The 18,805-nt window shown below is 64.4% G+C and carries 12 protein-coding genes and 3 pseudogenes; 2 read left to right on the top strand and 13 right to left on the bottom strand.

Translation table 11 applies throughout. From position 1 onward, the window contains the following. Positions 1–38 precede the first annotated feature (38 nt). Positions 39–944 carry a signal recognition particle-docking protein FtsY gene (gene ftsY, locus SINAC_RS33195; RefSeq protein WP_015249916.1) on the top strand — a complete coding sequence of 302 codons (906 nt, stop codon included), beginning with the start codon at positions 39–41 and terminating at the stop codon, positions 942–944. A 209-nt stretch (positions 945–1,153) separates the two neighbouring features. On the opposite strand, the pseudogene SINAC_RS33190 reads toward ftsY, so the two are convergent. From SINAC_RS33190 to SINAC_RS33165, 6 genes and pseudogenes are all read right to left on the bottom strand, one after another. Then, positions 1,154–1,645 (bottom strand): annotated as a pseudogene (locus SINAC_RS33190) (IS701 family transposase); the annotation flags it as partial. 178 nt (positions 1,646–1,823) lie between these two features. Next, complete coding sequence (locus SINAC_RS33185; RefSeq protein ID WP_015249915.1) at positions 1,824–2,324, bottom strand: nuclear transport factor 2 family protein; 501 nt, start codon at positions 2,322–2,324, stop codon at positions 1,824–1,826. Beyond that, on the bottom strand, positions 2,321–2,533 hold the full coding sequence (locus tag SINAC_RS33180) for a hypothetical protein (protein ID WP_015249914.1): 213 nt from the start codon (positions 2,531–2,533) through the stop codon (positions 2,321–2,323). Before SINAC_RS33180 ends, SINAC_RS33185 begins: the two co-directional genes overlap by 4 nt. Further along, positions 2,530–3,600 (bottom strand): annotated as a pseudogene (locus tag SINAC_RS42095) (alpha/beta hydrolase); the annotation flags it as partial. The gene SINAC_RS33180 and the pseudogene SINAC_RS42095, both read right to left, overlap by 4 nt. Before the next feature lie 72 nt (positions 3,601–3,672). Beyond that, positions 3,673–4,851 (bottom strand): annotated as a pseudogene (locus tag SINAC_RS42090) ((R)-mandelonitrile lyase); the annotation flags it as partial. Beyond that, complete coding sequence (locus tag SINAC_RS33165; protein WP_044147918.1) at positions 4,848–6,026, bottom strand: alpha/beta hydrolase; 1,179 nt, start codon at positions 6,024–6,026, stop codon at positions 4,848–4,850. The gene SINAC_RS33165 and the pseudogene SINAC_RS42090, both read right to left, overlap by 4 nt. A gap of 264 nt (positions 6,027–6,290) precedes the next feature. Between SINAC_RS33165 and SINAC_RS33160 the strand changes: the two genes are divergently transcribed. Then, positions 6,291–7,196, top strand: a complete 906-nt coding sequence (locus tag SINAC_RS33160; protein ID WP_015249911.1) for an AraC family transcriptional regulator — start codon at positions 6,291–6,293, stop codon at positions 7,194–7,196. 175 nt (positions 7,197–7,371) lie between these two features. Here SINAC_RS33160 and SINAC_RS41455 read toward each other — a convergent pair whose 3' ends face one another. From SINAC_RS41455 to SINAC_RS33125, 7 genes are all read right to left on the bottom strand, one after another. Further along, positions 7,372–7,602, bottom strand: a complete 231-nt coding sequence (locus SINAC_RS41455) for a type II toxin-antitoxin system VapC family toxin (protein ID WP_237722678.1) — start codon at positions 7,600–7,602, stop codon at positions 7,372–7,374. A gap of 756 nt (positions 7,603–8,358) precedes the next feature. Then, positions 8,359–9,441 carry a DUF1559 domain-containing protein gene (locus SINAC_RS33150; protein ID WP_015249910.1) on the bottom strand — a complete coding sequence of 361 codons (1,083 nt, stop codon included), beginning with the start codon at positions 9,439–9,441 and terminating at the stop codon, positions 8,359–8,361. Between the two features lie 72 nt (positions 9,442–9,513). Continuing rightward, on the bottom strand, positions 9,514–10,884 hold the full coding sequence (locus tag SINAC_RS33145) for a heavy metal sensor histidine kinase (protein WP_202802857.1): 1,371 nt from the start codon (positions 10,882–10,884) through the stop codon (positions 9,514–9,516). Then, on the bottom strand, positions 10,862–11,536 hold the full coding sequence (locus SINAC_RS33140; protein WP_015249908.1) for a heavy metal response regulator transcription factor: 675 nt from the start codon (positions 11,534–11,536) through the stop codon (positions 10,862–10,864). The genes SINAC_RS33145 and SINAC_RS33140 overlap by 23 nt, the downstream gene beginning before the upstream one ends. 467 nt (positions 11,537–12,003) lie before the next feature. Beyond that, positions 12,004–13,542, bottom strand: a complete 1,539-nt coding sequence (locus SINAC_RS33135; protein ID WP_015249907.1) for a TolC family protein — start codon at positions 13,540–13,542, stop codon at positions 12,004–12,006. 123 nt (positions 13,543–13,665) lie between these two features. Then, positions 13,666–17,187: an efflux RND transporter permease subunit gene (locus SINAC_RS33130; protein ID WP_015249906.1), complete on the bottom strand. Its 3,522-nt coding sequence runs from the start codon at positions 17,185–17,187 to the stop codon at positions 13,666–13,668. 184 nt (positions 17,188–17,371) lie between these two features. Then, positions 17,372–18,802 (bottom strand): efflux RND transporter periplasmic adaptor subunit, encoded by a 1,431-nt coding sequence (locus SINAC_RS33125; protein ID WP_015249905.1) that lies wholly within the window; start codon positions 18,800–18,802, stop codon positions 17,372–17,374. Positions 18,803–18,805: the final 3 nt, after the last annotated feature.

Raw genomic sequence — 18,805 nt, 5'->3', positions numbered from 1 at the left:
GAAAAATAATAAAGAGAGAACTCTCGCTGAGGAATCGTATGGCGATCAAGGGGCTCCTCGACCGATTTCGCAAGGGCCTGTCCAAGACAGCCCAACTTTTCAATATTCGCTCATGGTTCGGGCGCAAGGTCGACCAGTCGTTCCTTGATGACCTCGAAGCGCGGTTGATCCAGGCTGATGTGGGGGTGAAGTCCACCCAACGGATCGTCGATCGGGTGCGTGAGGCCTACAGTGACAAGACGGCCGACGATGACCTCCTGAACTTCGTCAAGGCCGAGCTGAAGGCGCTCCTGGTCGACCCCAGGCCGGGGACCTTGGCGGTCTCTCCCTCCAAGCCGACGGTCTACCTGATCGCGGGTGTCAACGGATCGGGCAAGACGACCTCGATCGCCAAGCTCGCTCAGCGGCTCAAGGACGAAGGAAAAACGATCCTGCTCGCAGCGTGCGACACTTTCCGCGCGGCGGCGGCCGACCAGTTGACCGTCTGGGCCACCCGCTCCGGATCCGATATCGTCAAAGGTGCCCCCGGTGCCGACCCGGCGAGTGTGGCGCACGACGCCTGCGACCGCGCTTTGGCCCGAGGGGCCGACGTCCTGATCGTTGATACGGCAGGCCGGCTCCATACGCAGTCGCACCTGATGCGCGAGTTGGAGAAGGTCCGTGGCGTCCTCCATCGCAAGATTTCAGGAGCGCCCCACGAGGTGCTCCTCGTGCTCGATGCCACCAATGGCCAGAACGCGATCCGCCAGGCTGAGGTCTTCACCAAGAGCATCGGCTGCACCGGGGTCATCCTGACCAAACTCGACGGCACCGCCAAGGGAGGGGTCGTCGTGGCTGTCCGCCAGACGATCGACCTGCCCGTCAAGTTCATCGGTGTCGGCGAGGGGATCGACGACCTCCAACCGTTCGACGCCGATACCTTCGTGGAGTCGCTCTTCACCTAGTACTACAGTGGTAACTAATCCGGGGGTCGCCCCGCGTTCTTTATGATGATATCTCCGCGCGAGCGCCTGATGCGCACGCCGCCATTCCGACCAACTCAGCACCTCCTCGAGCTCGGGGAGGTGGCTCCAGAGCAGCCGCACCAGCAGGCGTCGCACCTCCGGTGATGACAAGCCGATCAATTCCCGACCGCCGTCCGACTTTTTTTCGACGCCCGCTCGCACCGCGCCGGGTCGTCGGTCCACTCATTGGGCAGGTATAAGGCCCGATCGATGAACGCCGTGCCGTGTCGGTTCGCAGAGGCCAGGAAAACGCCGACCTGGGCGTTCTCGATCCGCTCGGCTGTGCCGGTGTACTGGCGCGCGACCCCAGCGGAGTGCGTCCCCTTCTTGAGGAAGCCCGTCTCGTCCAGGATCAGCACGGCATCAGCGTCACCGAGTCCCCCGACGACGTAATCCCGCAGGTCGTCACGCACCGCCTCGGGGTCCCATTCGGAGCGACTCAGCAGGTACTGGACGTCGTAGGGGGCGGCGTCGCCGATCTGCTCGGCGACTTGCCAGGAGTTCTTCCGCTGGACCGGCCCGAGCAGGCCGATGAGGTAGGCCCGGACGCGATCGCGCGTCTCGCTGCGGGGAAATCTCGCCCCGATCCGACGGGCGACCCCGTCCAATTCCTGTCCCCATGCGGAGACATCATTGAGCATGACAACGGCACCGGCCATAGCAACCCTCCTTGAGTGGCTCCTTGACCAGATTCACCGGACCGGCTCTTAGTTACTACTGTAGTACTAGCGAGATGCGCTGCCCCAGGCGTGATGCCGGGGCGGCTCATGAGAAGTCCGAAGGTGAGAGGAGATGAAGGGCGGACATGGCGTCTGGACGCTAGGAGCCAAGTAGCCTCGTGAACGAGAGCTGGGCTAGCTTCCATTTGCCGTCTTGCTGCACGTAGGCTTCTGTCACCATGAAGGGGGTGGTGACCTCGTTGCCGCCCACGATGGCCAGCAGGCGAATCCTGTTCAAGACGATGGCGGTCGTGCCGATGACCCGCACCGACGACTCCTGGATATCCACCTTCTTGTATTGGATAGTCCCGCCTTTGATGACGTCGAGCTCTTGGACCCTGGTCATGGCCCCGCCCATGTGGACGAAGACTGCCTCCTCATGGAAGAGGGCGGCCAGCTCATCGACTTTGCATTCGGACATCCAGAGCCATTTCTGCTTGGAGAGGTCGAGGAGGTCTTGCTTCACATCCTTGCTGCTCCCCGCGTCCTTCGCGGCGGAGCCCGCCTTGCCCGCCTTGGCACCCTCGTCCTGGGTCCGCGACGGGCCCCCCAGGGCGACCGCGAATCCCATCGTCAACACCAATGACATCAGGCGACTCATGAGGCCTCCGAGGATGAGATGAGGGGTGCCGTGAACGCCTTCTTGCCGATGGTGAGTTTCATCTTCTCGCTCTTCGATTCGTCGCGAGGCCGCTCGTGATAGACGGCAGACTCGGCGCCGGCGGCTTGCCGGGGGCTCGTCGTATCGCAGCCCCAAAGCCCGGCCGACGTGCCAGCCGCGAGGTGAGCGATGCGTCGCGTGCTGTTCATGGCGAGCCCGGCGTCTCCCGCACGGTAGGCCGGGAGTCGGGCTTCGTCGCCACACTCGAGTCCCCGTCCAGACCCTTCTCGGCGAGGAACCCGGACATCAGGTCGGCGACCTCGACGTTGTTGAGGTCCGAGAATGGAAAGTGCGTGTTGCCGCGAATCCCGACTTCCGGCAGGTGCACGACCGTAGCGTCGCCGCCCTTGCGATTGACCGCCTCGGCCCAAAGTTTGGCCATGGCCAGCCTGACGCGCCAGTTGTCCTGCCCGGGCTTTTCGGTGGGCTCGGCCGGGATGTTGTCGCCGTAGTAGATCACGATGGGGATGCGGGTCAGCGCCATGAACTCCGGCAGCGGCACGTCGACGGCCTCCAGCGGGCCGGTCGCGCTGGGCATCGGCGGCGGTGTCTCGCCTTCCGGGAAGACGAAGCCGCTGCCCGGCTCGTACGAGACGACGGCCCGGACGCGCGGGTTGCCCATGGCCGCCCGCCACCCCAGCCCGCCGCTGTGCGAATGCGTGACGAGGACCCCGGGGCCGATTTTGTCGAAGAGGGCCGAGACGGCGTCGGTCGCCACCTTCGCATCGAACGGGCCGGTGTCGGGCACGGCCTGGCGGAAGAACTGCTCGAGGGCCTCGGGGGATTTCGAGAACTGCACGCCGGGGAAGAGCTCGGGCCAGGTGCCCAGGCGGAACGTGTCGAACCATCGCTGGTCGTCCGGAGTGGCGTTGATGGTCGCCCCTACGGTGCCCCGGCCCGCACCGCCTCGGCGGGGTTGGTCGACGAGATACACGGGGAAGCGACGGCGGAGGAAGATGTTCTGATAGCCTTCCCGGCCGTCGGGCGTGCTCTCCCAGGTGCGTGAGAACTGGCCGAACCCGTGCCACATGACGAGTGGCAACTCTCGCGGGTTCACCGGCACTTGATAGAACACGCGGGCGTGGTCGCCGTGGAGCGTCTGGCCTTCAGGCGACGGCTTGAGGGGCTTGTAGGCGCCGGGGTTCCGGACCACGCCGCCGCCGACCGCAAAACTGCCCTGGTCTTCGACCATCAGCGGGGCGGCCTTTGGGGCTTCGTCTGGATTCCGAGGGCCGCTTCGCTCGCTTGGCGTTGCCTCCGCATTTCGCCTCGACGACCGGCCCTGTCCGGGGGCTTCGGCCGGATGACTGTCGAGCGCCTCCCGGGCGCGTCTGGCCGCATCGGCCTCGCCGCGTTCGGCCAGCACCCGGGTCAATTGACGCAACTGCGAAGTGGTCAGCCCCACTCTCGTGCTGGCGGCCATGTGCGAGCGCAGCTGCGGTTCCACGCCCGGCATCGCGGCCAGCGCCCCGACGGTGGCCAACTCACGGCTTTGCCAGTCGAGGTTGTCGCGCTCGAAAATGTCGCCGAATAAATGCGACTGTAGGTATTGGTTGATGACGGGAGCGAAGTCGAACAGCGGGCCCTTGACGGGTGCGCCCGCGATGCGGGTCTGGTTGGCCGTGCCCGCGACCAGCAACGCATCGCCCGTGGGCGCGGGGCGACTGGGCTCGCGCCCCGGCGCGTCTTCGATGCCGCGCGTCCGCCGTTCCTCCACCACCTTCATCAGCTCGCCCAAAGCGTTGAGGCTGCGAGGGAAGCCGGTGTAGGCATACAGATGAACGAGGATTTCCTTGGCTTCGCTGATGGTCAGGCCCGCGTCCAGGCCCTGGTTCAGGGTCGCATTGAGTCCGGGCATATCGCTCGTGGCCGCGAAGGCAGCAATCAGCGGAATGGCCTGCTGCTTGGCGGAAAGCGTCTCGGAGGCAGGTTGTGCATCGGTCATGGCTTGCGGTCCCGCGTCGCTCCCGGCGGCATGGCTGCTGTACTGGTCGTCGGTCACCTTCTCCAGCCATTCCACGCTCTTGCCGTCCACCGCGCCGGTCACGGCCAGGTGGGCCATCGCGGTGGTCGGCGGGGCTCCGTGCCAATGCTTGACGCCGGGTGGGCACCACACCACATCGCCGGGGCGGATTTCCTGCACCGGCTTGCCCCATTCCTGCGTCAGGCCCACGCCGGAAACCACCACCAGCCGCTGGCCTGCGGGATGGGTATGCCAGGCGGAGCGCGCTCCCGGCTCGAAAGTGACGTAGGCGCCGGATGCCTTGATGTCGACGTTGGCGGCGAACAAGGGGGCGACACTCGCCTTCCCTGTGAAGTATTCCGCCGGGGCGGTTGAGGAGGCTCGGTCGCCTGCCCGCGTGATTTGCTGGGCCGGTGCGGAAGCGACGGGTGCGCCGGACTGGTCTTGCGCTGCGCTGGAGAGGGGGGCGATGCACATTGTGGCAGATAATATAAATTTGTTCATAAGTTGATTATGTTGACATTCGCGAGATGACGAGCGGCCTCCGCGCCCGGGCCCGAACTGGCGTCCGTGATGACGACCACCTTGCCCGAGGCATTTTCCATGGGACCGTTCCGTTCGAGTGAAAGAGTCCTGGCGTAGAACTCCGCCAGTTTGTTCATCGCAGCGTCCACGTACTTGGGAACCCAGTACGTTTCGATGTGGGTCGCCCCATCGACCTTGAACAGCTCCTTGTCCTGCGTGCCGGTGGCCTTGGCGAGGGCTTGCTCCGACATGTAGAGGCTGTCGGCCTTGCTTCCCGCGATGAGCAACAACGGCCTGTCGAGCAGCTCAAGCTGGTCGGTCGCATCGAAACTCATCAGGTCCAGCAAGCTGCTCGTCGTGTACTTGCCGCTCGAGTTGGGGTGCGCGTGGGTTTTGCCGTAATAGACGAGCCCTTGCCGATACAGCTCGAATGGCAGCTTGGCAATCTGTTCGTCGGTCAGTTGCACGTCGTTCTCATAAAGGACTCCTTTTCCCGCTGCCTCCCGGGCGCGGGCGTCGAAGGCTTGTTGCAGACGTTCCTGGATGGTCGAGAGTTGCGAATCCATGTAGCCATTGCGGCGGACCCGTCCCGAGTTGAACATGCTCAGGGTCGCAATCGACTTGAACCGCTTGTCGGTCTGAGCGGCTTTCAAGGAGTAACCGCCGCCCCCGCAGATGCCGAGCAGGCCCAAACTCGCGCCGTCGACGCCCGGATAGCGGGCGATGAAATCCGCCGCTCCGTGGATGTCCTCGATGCGATATGCGGGCTTGTCGATGTTTCGCGGCTGGCCGCCGCTTGCGCCCTGATAGGCCGCATCCGCGGCGAGCGTGATGTAGCCCTGGTCCGCCAGTCGCTGGGCGTAGAGGCCCGCGACCTGCTCTTTCACCCCGCCGTTCGGGTGCGCGACGACGACCGCGGGGTATTTCTTCGCCGGGTCGTAGTTCGCCGGGGTGTAGACGTTGGCGGAGATATCCAGTCCATTGAGCTTATATGTGACCGAGTGGATGTTGATTTTTCCGGGCTCGTTCTTCGCGAGCGCGCCGTCATAGGTCAGCGTGAACTGATTCTGCCTGTAGTCCGCCGCCCCGGCCGCGTCCGACGAGACGCCGATTGCCGCGGCCAAGAGGGTGGCCTTCAACGTTGTGCTCATCATGGCAATTTTTTTTAATGCTGATGTCTGCATGTAAGGTCTCCCGGCTGCTTGGGGGGACGGTCCCTTCATCCCGCAGGGGTCGTAGTCCGGGCTGTGGTCGATGCCGGGCCCGGTAGGTTGATTAGACGCCAGTCTCCTGGAAACGGAAAGGTACGTTCCTCCGTAGTTCTAGCCTAAACCTTCGGTATTCCGGCCAGCATGGCGATTCCTTCGGGATTTCGGTAACCTAATCCTGTGGCCAGACGGGCGTCTTGGGAGCGGATGATGGAACACAGGGCAGACATTCGCGACCGGCTTGCGGGCCTCCTCGACGAGGTGGCCCATCGCGAGGGAAGGCATCCGACGCACATCGACGGCGTGGAGGTGATTCGCACTTCCACTTCCTCGATGCACCGCGTCCCGGTCGTCTATCAGCCGAGGATCCTCATCGTCGGCCGGGGGCGCAAGCGGGTCTACCTCGGCGACGAGGTCTATCAATACGACCCGTTCAACTACCTCGCCCTGTCGGTGCCGCTGCCCGCGGAGTGCGAGTGGGAGGCGAGCCGAGAAGACCCCGTGCTCGTCGTCTCGGTCGCCGTCGACCCGGCGATGCTCGGCCAGATGCTCATCGAACTGGACGAGCCCCCGCCGCCGGTCGCGACGCCCCCGCGAGGAATCTCGACGACCCCGATGAGCGAGGAGCTGGGCGTTGCGGCCTGCCGGCTGGTCGAGTGCCTCAAGTGCCCGGTGGACAGCCGCATGCTCGGCCGCCAGTTGGTGCGCGAGGTCGTTTACCGCGTGCTACGCGGCGAGCGTGACGGCGCCGTCCGGTCCCTGGCCGGCCGCGACGACCACTTCTCCGGGATCGCCAGGGTCTTGAGGCACGTCCACGCCGAGTACGCCAAGCCCCTGAAGGTCGAGGAGTTGGCCAGGATGGCCGGGATGAGCCCCACGGTCTTCCATCACCATTTCAAGGTCGTGACGTCCAGCTCGCCGCTCCAGTATCTCAAGCGAGTCCGGCTCGACCACGCGAGGCGGATGATGACCCACGACGGATACAACGCGAGCACCGCAGCGCGGGCCGTCGGATATGAGAGTGCGTCGCAATTCGGCCGGGAGTTCAAGCGGCTCTTCGGCGTGACGCCGGCCGAGGAGGCGGGGCAGATGAGGGCGCGGCTCGTGGCGAATTGAGAGCCCTTGAGCGGGTGGAAATCACCCGTAGATGGGGATGCCCACCGCGAGAGCGGCGACCTTGAGCTTTCCGTCGAGAGTCGCGAGTTCGAGATACGCCGCGTCGTAGGCCGAGAGGTTCTGCGAGCGGGCCAAGGCCAGCGTGCCGCTCTAGGCGTGGGACGTCGTCTCCCCATCAACTTCGATGGAGAACGTCTCGAGGATGCCCAGCTACGCCGCCACCTGGGCTTCGGTCGAGCGTTTCCAGCACCGTGTTGACCACTTCGAGCGGCCAAAGGGAAGGAACGAGGGCGCGTCCCGTTTCGAGGTCCGTGAGGATCGCATCGGCGTATGGGTTCGACTCGTCGGCGAAATACCATGCCATCGCGACCGAGCCGTCTAAGACGAACTCCCTTGGCTTTTTCATCGCGACTCCTTTCGCGGTGCAGGTGCAGCGGGACGACGCTTAGTGCTACAGTGGTAACTAATCCGGGGGTTCGGCGTCCCGCTTCTTGTCGTGTAGTGGCATCGCCGCGCGAACGCCTGGTGGGCCCGTCGCCACTCCGACCAGCTCAAGACCTCCTTGGGCTCCGGCAGGCGGCTCCACAGCAGCCGCACCAGCAGACGGCGGGCCTCCGGGACTGTCTGCGCGATCAGCTCCGGGGCATCGCCCGACTTTTTTGGGGCGGCCCGTCGGCCAGCTTCCGGACCGCCGCCATAGACCTCGTCGCCGGCACCCCGGCTGCGAAGGTACGCACTTCTTTCAACGTTGGGTTGGATACCTATAACTCACGGCGAACGCCGACGACGAGCCTTCCCCTGGAAGATCCACCGCCGCCAAACGCCTACGCCCAGACTACTAGCGTAGGGCTCACGACACTCGTGAGAAGGCCGTCAGCACGACTTTTGCGGAGCGATTGAGCATGAGCGAGAAGCAGAGCCTGGCTTTGCCATGAGCACGTCTGAGCGGCGTGGCTGCTTCTCACCGACAATTAGAGGCTCCCGGCGAGCGAGGGATGGTAGGGAGCACGACAAGGCACGCGGGCCTTGAGCGTTCGATTCTACTCGACCAGGCCGCAGTGTTGAATGAAGGAAAAAAAACCGGCCCTCACCGTCCGAAGACGGCAGGGGCCGGAGGCAACCTTATTTACTCGTCATCCACCTCCCGACGAATCGCCGGCACTCAATAGCTGTCCGAACTGATGACCTCGCCTCCGCTTCGTGTCGAGAGGGCCTGGTAGATGCCCGGGCTCGTGCCCGGCAGGAGCGTATAGAGGGTGGTCCCGTCGAACGGATGAATGGTTCCGCCGCCGTCCTTCACCCCGGTGGGATTGCCGAACGAATCGACCGGCCAGCTCTGGATCGTCTCCTTGAGGAACCGCACCGAGCCGTCCGCCATCGCGAAATTGGCCCCGCCCGGATGCCGGCTCGACGCGGAGTTCATCAGGGCATTATCTTGGACGCCCGGCCAATCACTCGGGCCGGGAGCCGGGAGGGACGAGATTGCGACGAGCCGTTGCGGATTCATCGCGGTCAAGGTGTCGAACAGGCTGGCCCCGGTCCAGCCGGAGAACCACCAATTCGTAAACGTTCGATATCGATCGGGGAGAGCCCGTTCCCCCAAGAGGATCGTGTTGCTCGTGCCGTCGGTCACGTCGGCGATCCGTGTCCGGCTGTTGACGAAGAAAATCCCGTTGTCCTGGGACGCGAGCGTCGCCAGCGAGGGCGTTGACGAAGGGCTCCACGCCCAATGTGACCACGTGCCCGTGCTGCCGCTATAGCTGCCGTGGGCCACGCGGAAACCGGGGTAGTTCGCCCATTGAGTCGGCGTGTCGATCTGCCACCCGGTGGAGTCGCTCGGGCACAACAGGGCGTTGATCTGACTCGGATGTATCGTCATGTTCTCGGGCATCTCGATGTTCAACGAGAAGTTCACCGCGTTGAAGAGGGCACTCTGCTCCATCTGGGGCAGCATCGCCACGAAGATGCTGTGCCCCCAATCGTACTCTCCCGCCTTGATCCAGCCGGAGGAGTATGTCGCCACCTTCACGGGAGAGCCCATCGGGAAGCACCCGTTGGCGGACTCGTAATTGTGGGCGGCCAGGGCGAGTTGCTTCAGGTTGTTCGTGCATTGGGCACGCCGGGCCGCCTCGCGGGCCGCCTGGACGGCGGGCAAGAGCAGGGCGATCAGGATGCCGATGATCGAGATAACGACCAGGAGTTCGATCAGCGTGAACCCGCGTGCGGTGGCGTGGCGTCGCGACATGGAACGGCTCCGGTTCAGGATGGCCTCGGTGAACGACCCGACGAGACTACCCAAACTCAGATGACGACCGCGTTACGCCGAGATGACGGTTTCGTCATCTCCGTAGGCCGGGAAATGCATGGTGACCACGGTGCCCTCGCCCGGTCGACTCGCGACCGACGGACGGCCCCGGTGAAGCTCGACGATGCTCTTCACGATCGAGAGGCCCAGCCCGACCCCTTGGCCTGCGGTCCGGGCCCGGTCGGGCCGATAAAATCGGTCGAAGAGATGCGGCAAATGCTCCTCGGCGACCCCGATGCCCGTATCCGACACGGAGACGAACAACGTCTTCCCCTCCACCGACGCGGTGACTGTCACACGCCCGCCCGCAGGCGTGTGCGTCAAGGCGTTTGTTAGGAGATTCCCGATCGCCCGCTGAAACAGGGTTCGATCGAGCCTACAGACCAAGCAGTCCGGGGCGTCCACCACAAGATCGACGCCCGCCTCGGTTGCCGACGGTTCGTAGAATTCACGGATGGCCTCAAGCTCACCGCCCATCTCGAACGCCTCCAATTCGAGCACCGTTCGCGGATCGTCGGCCCGGGCCAGGAACAACAACCGCTCAATGAGGCGGGAGAGCCCCGCCGCCGACTCCAGGCAAGCCGCCAATGCTTCACGGTCCTCTTCCCGCGTGCGAGAGGTGGCGAGTGCGACTTCGGAGACGTTGCGGATCGCATGGACGGGCGTGCGAAGCTCGTGGGCGATGTCGCCGGAGAACCGCACCAAGCGGCCGAACGATCCTTGAAGCCGGTCGAGCATGACGTTGAAGGTCCGGCCCAGGTCGGCCAACTCGGCGGGCAGTTCCTCCACCGCGATTCGTTCGCCCAACTCCTTGGGGCCGATGCGGTGGGCCGTTGCGGCGATCTCTTTCAACGGCCGGAGGCCCCGACGGATGAGCACGATGCCGACGACCGACGACACGGCCACCCCCATGATCATTACAACGAGCATGTAACGCCGATACAGCGCCAACAGCCCCAACTCATGGGTCCGGTCGGAGGCAACTTCATACGTACGCCCGCCGACCCGCCGCGAGAGGGCACGAACCCATCGCCCCGCGGCCGTGCGATACTCGACGCCAGCCGCACCGGGCACCAACACTGACGGTATTCGATCCGCCGCAGCCGGTGTCTCGAAGAGGATGTGCCCGTCCTCATCGCGGATGCGGAAGTCATCGCCCCCCAATTCATCCTTATCGGGCAGCTTGCCTGTTCGGGGTTGATCCTTCCCCAAGTATTCGGTCGAGTAGCCGAGCCATGCGTCCACCTCGGCATCGAGGCTGGCCGCGATTGTCAGGTATAAGCTCGTCGTCCCGAGAACGAGAAGGACGGCCGCCGACCCGGCATACCAGGCGGCCATCCGGCCGCCCATCGACCAGGCCTTAGTCTCGGACTTCGAGGACATAACCCACCCCGCGGACCGTGTGGATGAGCTTGGATGGGAACGGGTCATCGACTTTCGAGCGGAGGCGGCGGACTTGGACATCGATCACGTTCGAGTCGCTGTCGAAGTTCATGTCCCAGACCTGTTCGGCGATGAGTGTCCGAGACAGCACGTCGCCTGCCCGCCTTGCGAGCAGGGCGAGCAGGCTGAACACCTTCGGCGTCAAGTCGAGCTTGCGGCCCGAGCGGCTCGCGGCGAACCGCACCGTATCGACTTCGAGGTCGCCGACGCGGAGGATCTCATTCTGCCGGGTCGAGCCTCGCCGGATAACGGTCCGCACCCGGGCGAGGAACTCCGAGAAGGCGAATGGCTTGACGAGGTAATCGTCCGCCCCCAACTCCAATCCCCGCACGCGATCGGAGACGGCGTCCATCGCAGACAGGAATAAGACCGGCGTGTACCGGCCCGCTGCCCTCAAGTCGGCGATCACGGACCAGCCGTCGCAGCCGGGGAGCATCACATCGAGGACGATGAGATCGTAATCACCGACCCGCGCGAGGTGCAGCCCGTCATCCCCTCGGTGAGCGATATCGACCGCGAAACCCGCCTCGACGATTCCCTTGCGAAGATAGGCGGCAACCCTGCGGTCATCCTCGATGAGCAACAACTTCATTTTGCGACTGCACCATGTGACGCTTGCCTTGTGCTCCGCAGCTCAAAACTCGACTTAGCAGCGGAGCCGCTCTCGCCGACGATTAGAGACACCCGACGAGCGAGGGATGGTGGGGAGCACAAGGCATGCGGACCTTGAATCATTTCGATTCTATCCGCGCGAGGAACTGAGCGAGAGACGAATCCGGTTGAATCGATATTTGCGAGCAGCAGCGTTCTTCCGGGGGCTCTGCCCCCCAGCCGTCAAGGCAGCTGAGCCGGTATCCCCGACCTTCCTTCGCCCTTGTCTCTTGGTTCACTTCATTCGGGCCTTCGGTCTCGCTTTGCGGGCGGGCTCAGTGCAGGCCGGGTGATTCCCCCGTCTCCCCTGTCCTGACAGTTACCCCCCGCTGGAAATGAGTGCGTAAAAGTGCGGGAGAACCTTATTTAGCCCTGGCCTGGGGGCCGGGGTCGGTCCACCCTCTCGGATCAAGGCATGATTCGTTGTCCGACCGCGGTGTTCAGATCAAGCATACTCCGTCGATGACGAACCAGGGTGTCGCGAGCCTGGCGGACGAGGTCGTTGTACTCGCGCTGGGCGTTGAGGAAATCGACGATGCTCGTCTCGCCACTGCGATAGAGTCGTAGGGCCGTTTCGCGAACCCGAACGGCGGCGGGGAGGAGATCGCGATCAATCCGATCGGCGGATTTGCGGCTGATGGTGTACCGTCGCTCGGCCTGACGGACATCGGTCGCGACCCGGTGCTCCAGAGTTGCCAGGTCGATTTGTGTCTGGCGGACGTTGACCTGGGCCCGCTGGATTCGCCCCTGGTTGCGATCGAAGATCGGCAATGGCACCGTCATCCCGACGCCCCAGGAGTGGGCACTCTTGGTGTGGAAGGGCTCGTTGTTCTGAAACGTGTAGGGTTGGGCGAGGAGGTAGACGTCCTGGAATCGTTCTGCGCGGGCGAGACGAACGTCTGACTCGGCATATTTGATTCCCAACCGGTAGGCGGCGAGGTCCGGCCGCGACGCGAGAGCCGTCTGGATCAGCGCATCGCCCGATGGCGGCGGCGGGGCGGTGTCGGCGATCGAACCCTTCAACTCGAGTGCCTCGGCCTGGTCGAGGCGGAGGCCGAGCAAGGGCGCGAGGGAAAGGCGAGACTCGCGGAGGGCCTCCTCGGCCTCGGTCAGACCCACCTCGGCCGCGTCACGCTGGATCTTGATCCGTTCGACATCGGCGCGGGTCAACTCGCCGCCACGGTGCTGGGATTGTGTGACCGTGAGGATCTGGTTGAGACCTTCGACGCTGGCCCGGCCGTAGCGGACTGTCTCTCGCGCAGCGAGGACGTCGACGTAGGCGGTGTAGAGGTCGTTGATCCGGAGTCGCACGGCGTCCTGATACTGGGCCTCGACCACCTTCCTGGCCTGGCTGGCCACGTCCCGGCGAACCCGTCGCTTGTTGTTGACGTCGAGGGGAACGGTGACGTTCAGATCGTACTGCGTCTGGCCGCCGGGGCGAGCCTCCGAGTAGTTGCCGTAAGGAATCAGTTGGGTGTCGTAGTAGAGGATTGGGTTCGCGCGCAGGCCGGCGGTCAGGATGTCGGCCTGGGCTTTCGGGATCTCCAGGAACTTCGACTGGAGATCGGTATTTCGGTCCAGGAGCATTGCGATGGCCTGGTCGATGGTCAGGCCGTCAGGCGGCCCCTCGTCCTCGCCCCGCGCTGGCAACTCGAGCGATCCGTACAAGGGGAGCTCGAAAGCAGGGGCTTCTTCGATCGGGCTCAAAGCCGGTGGAGGCGGGAGGTTCGGGTTGCCGCCGGGCCGCATGATCGACGACGGAGCACGGGAGAAGCCGGGGCCAAGCCCCCCCTGGATCGGGGCTTCGCCGCCAGTTTGGCCGCCACGTTCGCCGGGTCGGGGACCGAGTCGTGATTCCGTTGAGCCGGGGATTTGGGCCACGCCCCCACTGGTCAGGGTGAGGGCAATGGCGAAGGTGCCGCCGAGCGTGATCCAAAATTTTCGCATAAGTCGATCGCCTTCCTTGGCTCGTTTGCGAATGTGTGATGATTTGTGAAATAGTTTATGTATGGTTGGGGATTAATCAAATGCGACCGGTGGAATGAAATCCGATGACCGATCCGAGCAAGCTCAATGGGCGATCCCGCCGGCTCCGTGTGTGGGCGGCTGCCTCCGAAAGATGCTGTACATCACTGGCATGAGATAACGTGTGAGGAACAGCGTTGTGATCATGCCGCCGACAACAACGATGGCCAGCGGTCGTTGGGATTGGGCGCCGAGCTTGGTGGAGAGTGCCGCCGGCAGCAGGCCGAAGACGGCGGTCAGGGAGGTCATCATGACCGGCCGGACCCGTTTCTCCGCCCCCTGAATGATGGCGGCCGAGAGCTCTACACCCTGGAGCCGGAGTTGGTTGAATGATGAGACGAGGAGCAGGCCATCCATGATGGCGACTCCAAAGATCGAGATGAAGCCGACGGCCGCGCTCACGCTGAAGTTCGTGCCCGTCAGCCAGAGCGCCCAGATGCCCCCCAGACTGAGGGCGGCCACGTTGCTGAAGACCAGGATCGCGTCGATGAAGGAGCGGAACGCGAGATAGAGAAGGGCGAACACCAGGCCGAGTGAGAGGGGGACGATGAGCATCATCCGCCGCTCGGCCTCCTCCATCTCCTGGAATTCACCGCTCCAGACAGCGCGGTAGGGGGATTTGAGCAGGGAGCCTGTCTTGCGTTGGGCCTCGGCGACGGCTCCGGCCAGGTCGCGGCCCCGGACCCCGAACTTGACGGCGATCGTGCGCTGTCCTTGTTCGCGGAAGATCATGCTGACTCCCGGACGGACAAAACGACCGCGGCTTTCGAGCGAGCCGGATGTGGTCAGAAAATCGCGGAGCCGACGCCGTGGGGCTTCCCGGAGATCGCTCGAGCTTGCGCCGACGCGACTCCCGGTGAGCGAGGGCATCGGCACGCTGGAGCCGACGGCGGAAAGACCCACGCTGGAACCTGTGACGGGCGTCTCCGCCTGGTTGGTGACATAGCCTTCCGTAACGCGGTTGTTGCTCAGGTCGATCGGGATGTCGAGGATCGCCTCCTCGCTGGAACGCAGTGATTCCGGCCAACGCAAGGTGATGTCGAACGACCGTTCCCCCTCGATCATGGTGCTGAACGGCTTGCCGCCGACCGCGGTCTCGACCACGTTGTGTACGTCGGCCACGCTGACTCCCCACAGCGCGCACTTGTCTCGATCAATGGGCAACTCCAGGTTGGCCGGCCCCGAGATCCGGTAGACTGCGGGGTTCTCGATGCCTGGAATCGTCGCCAGCGCTTCCTCGAATGCGACCCCGTACCGCTCCAACTCCTCGAGGTTGGGGCCGATGATCTTCACGGCGTTCTCGCCCTGGACTCCGGAGAGGACCTCCATCACGTTGTCCCGGATCGGCTGCGAAAAATTCCACTCGATCCCGGGGGCTAGCCGGGTGAGCCGCTCGTTCATCTCCTGGACGAGCTCGATCTTGGTCCGGGGCCGTCGCGGACCGAAGAGCCGGGCCCTCCATCCCGTTTCCGCCTTCTGGTTGGGCCAATCGTCGCCGCGCTTGAGCGGGACAAAGTACTCGGCGCTATAGAAACCGGTGGGGTCGACCCCCGAGTCGGGCCTGCCGAGCTGACCCATGACCATTCGCACTTCGGGGAACTCGCGGAGGACCTGGCGGACGATCCGGGACTTCTCGGCGTTCTCCTCGAGCGAGACGTTGCGCGGGAACATGCCCCGGACCCAGAGCACGCCTTCGTCCAGCTCGGGCATGAACTCGCGGCCCAGGTGGGGAACGACGTAGACACCGGTGCCGACCACGGCCATCACGAAGAGCAACAAGGTCGCCCAGCGATAGCGAAGGCAGAATTCGAGCCGGTGGAGGTAGCTCCGTTTCAGGAGGCGCACCAGAAGATTATCACGGGCCGGCTGGAGCCGCTTGAGGAACAGCAGGCAGAGGACCGGCGAGAGGGTGACGGCCAGGATGAGCGCACCCCCCAGGCTGAAGGCGTAGGTGTCGGCCATCGGCCCGAAGATGCGTCCCTCCGGTCCTTTCATCGTGAACAAGGGGATGAAGGCGCAGACCATGATCGCCGTCGAGAACAAGAGCGCGCCGCTCACCTCGCGAAAGGCGTTGAGAATCCTCTGTGCCAGGGGCAGCTCGGCATCCTCCCCTCGGCTGAGGTATCGGTAGATGTTCTCAACCATGATTACGGACGAGTCGACGATGATCCCGAAGTCGACCGCACCGATTGAGAGCAGATTGGCCGACTCACCACGGAGATAGAGCATCGAGAAGGCGAACAGGAGCGCCAGCGGGATGTTGATGGCCACGATCAGGGCGCAGCGGACGTTGGAGAGGAACATGAGCAGGATCATCGCCACGAGCGACATGCCCAGCAGCAGGTTCTCGAGCACCGTCTCGGTCGTCAGGTGGATCAGCTCGGAGCGGTCGTAGAAGGGGGCGATCTTGACCCCGGGCAGGAGCCGTCCGGCGTCGTTGTTGATTTCCTCGATCTTCTGCTTGACCGTCTCCAGGGCGGGCAGGGAGTCCTCGCCTCGACGCAACAGGACGAGTCCCTGGATGGCCTCGTCCTCGTCGATCCAGACTCGATCGCCGTGAGAGTCGAGCACCTCCTCGCCTTTCTCGTCGAGCATAGGCCGGGAGATGACCACCTTGCCCAACCGCGTGAGGGAGCCGACGACAACCCCTCGATCCGCCAGGCCCTCGTCGGGGCGGAGCGGTCCCCCGTTGACGACGTCTTCGACGCGGATCGGCACGTTGTTAATCGTTCGGATCACGATCTGGCGAATCTGTCGGATCCGCTCCCGTTCCTCGGCGCGGAGGTGGTCTTGCGCCTTGGCTGGGGTCTTCATCCCTCGAACCTCCTCGGCGGGGTCTTTGCCACCGCCGATCAGGCCGAGGCTGCGGATGGTCTGCGCCGTGCGGCCGACGATCAAGTAGTCGCCGCCGATGTTGGCGTTGCCGTTGGCGACGGCCTGCTGAAGCTGCTCCAGGGTGATGCCGTATTTGCGGAGCCGGTCCGGATCGGGATGGATCTCGTATCGCTTGACCATGCCGCCGAAGCTGGCGAGGTCGGCGATTCGCGGGAGCCTGCGGAACTCGCGCTGAAGCGACCAGTCCTGAAGGGCCTTGAGGTCGTTCAGGTCGTAGACGTCGCGTCCCAGCGCATCTTTCGGGGTGTCGAGCCTGTAGCGGAAGAACTCGCCGATCGGGAATCGAGGAGAGATCGTGGGGGTGACTCCAGGCGGAAGCTCAGCGTTCGCAAGCCGGTTGAGGACCTCCTGGCGGGCTCTCAGGTAATCCACACCGTAGTCGAATTGATTGTTCACAAAGGAGAGGCCGAAGAGCGATTTGCTTCGGGTGGACGTCAGACCCGGCATCCCGGCCAGCGCAACCTCGAGGGGAATCGTGACCTGACGCTCCACCTCCTCCGCCGAGGCGCCGGGGTACTGCGCCACGATCTCGAAGATCGGCGGGGCGGGGTCGGGGTAGGCCTCGACGTTCACTTTGTTGAATGCGAAATATCCGAATGTTGCAAGTGCCACTGTCGTCATCAAAACGACGAGGGGATTGTCGAGCGACCAAGTGACCAGGGCACGGAGCATGAACCACCTACTTTGGACCGCGAGAGATCGGCCCCGAACGGGGTCGACTAGGGGGACAAGAAGGGCCGCCTATTTCGACCACGGAGCAGATTGTTTTTGTGTGAGCGAGTGTTTTTGTGCTGTGTGGATTTTGGGGTAACGGCAATGGCTTGCATCGCCGTCCTGTCCCTTCAGATCTGTTCTTCTACTTCGCCGCCTCGCTCCGTTTCGCCGAGTGGAGGCGCCCAAGGGAGGCCCGAAGCTCGACCGAACCTGACACGACGACCTGATCGCCGGTGTGGGGCGATCCGAGTTGCCCCGGGGCCCCCGGCGATATGGGCAGGCCGTGGACGTAGGCGCAATCGTCGAATTGACGGACGACCTCGACGCGATGCTGGGCATACTCGTGAACGAGCGGGTCGGGCTGGACGAAGACGATGCTCTCGTGACCGTCCTCGACCAGGGCGTCGATGGGGATCTCCACCACGTTGGGGGGAGGCGGAAGATCCACGGTGGCGACGACGAACTGGCCGACCTTGAGTCGCCGATCGGGGTTTGCGACCTGGCCCATGACCAGGGCCGTATGCTGGGTCGGATCGATGATGTCGCCAATCCTCTCGATGGCGCCGGCCAGAAGCACTCCCGCCGGTTCCGACTTCAGCCGGACCGTCCAGGGGATGGGGGCTGGCAGGGTCTGGAGCCTGGGCAGGTCGTCCTCGTAGGCGTGTGCCCAGATCGTGAGTTGATCGAGGTCCGCAATCTTGTACAAATCCAGGCTTGTGTCCACAATGTCTCCGGCGGCGAGATTCTTTTCCAGGATGGTGCCTTCCAACGGGGACCTGAGTTCGACTCTTGCCCAGTCGCGTTCCACCCGCCTGTCACGCGCGGCTTTGCCACCGCGGAGGGATTCGGCCTCGGCCCGGATCGCCGCGATTTCTTCCTCGGAGAGGCGGAGCACGCGGAGCGTTCGTTCGGCGCTGGCGGCGACGATCTCGGCGGCCTCGACGGTCCGCCTTGTCTCGCGAAGGTTGCGTTCGGTGACGGCCTGATCCCGGTACAATGCCTCGAGCCTGGAGAGCGTCTCGCGCTCCAGTTGGAGTCGCGAGAGGGCGTCCACATAGGCACTCTTCTTCTCGCCGAGTTCGCTGCTCCAGAGAACGGCGAGGAGTTGCCCCTTCCCGATCCGGTCGCCGTACCGGATCGGCCGCCGCGTGGGCGGTCCCCCGTTCGTGCCGGGCGAGGCGTCCTCAATGGTTCCCAGTTCAACGACCTCCCCGGCAAACCGGGTGTGAACGTGGGCCATGCGGTCGGTATCGATGGCGAGGGTGCCGATCATTTCCAAACGCTGCAAGCGGGACGGGCGGCTGGCCGGCGCGGTGCGGATCCCGAGCGAGCGGACCACGGCGTCCGGGACGGCCAGGGTGTCGGGACGATCCGGGACCGGTGCGACTCCAGTGACCTGGACAGGGCTGGGCCGGTGCGTCGTCGTCGAGTCCGGAACCTGCTGGCCCTTGATTCCTCCGAGCGCTGAGCCGAGCCACCAGCGTGTGGCGGGGAGGAACGCCAGGGCGGCCGTTCCGCCGGTGACGGCGGCAACGAGGAGGACGGTCTTCGAAAGCCAGCGGGGGAAGGTCACGGG

This window comes from Singulisphaera acidiphila DSM 18658 (assembly GCF_000242455.2).
Taxonomy (GTDB): Bacteria; Planctomycetota; Planctomycetia; order Isosphaerales; family Isosphaeraceae; genus Singulisphaera; species Singulisphaera acidiphila.
This window is presented reverse-complemented; position numbering and strand designations above follow the sequence as displayed.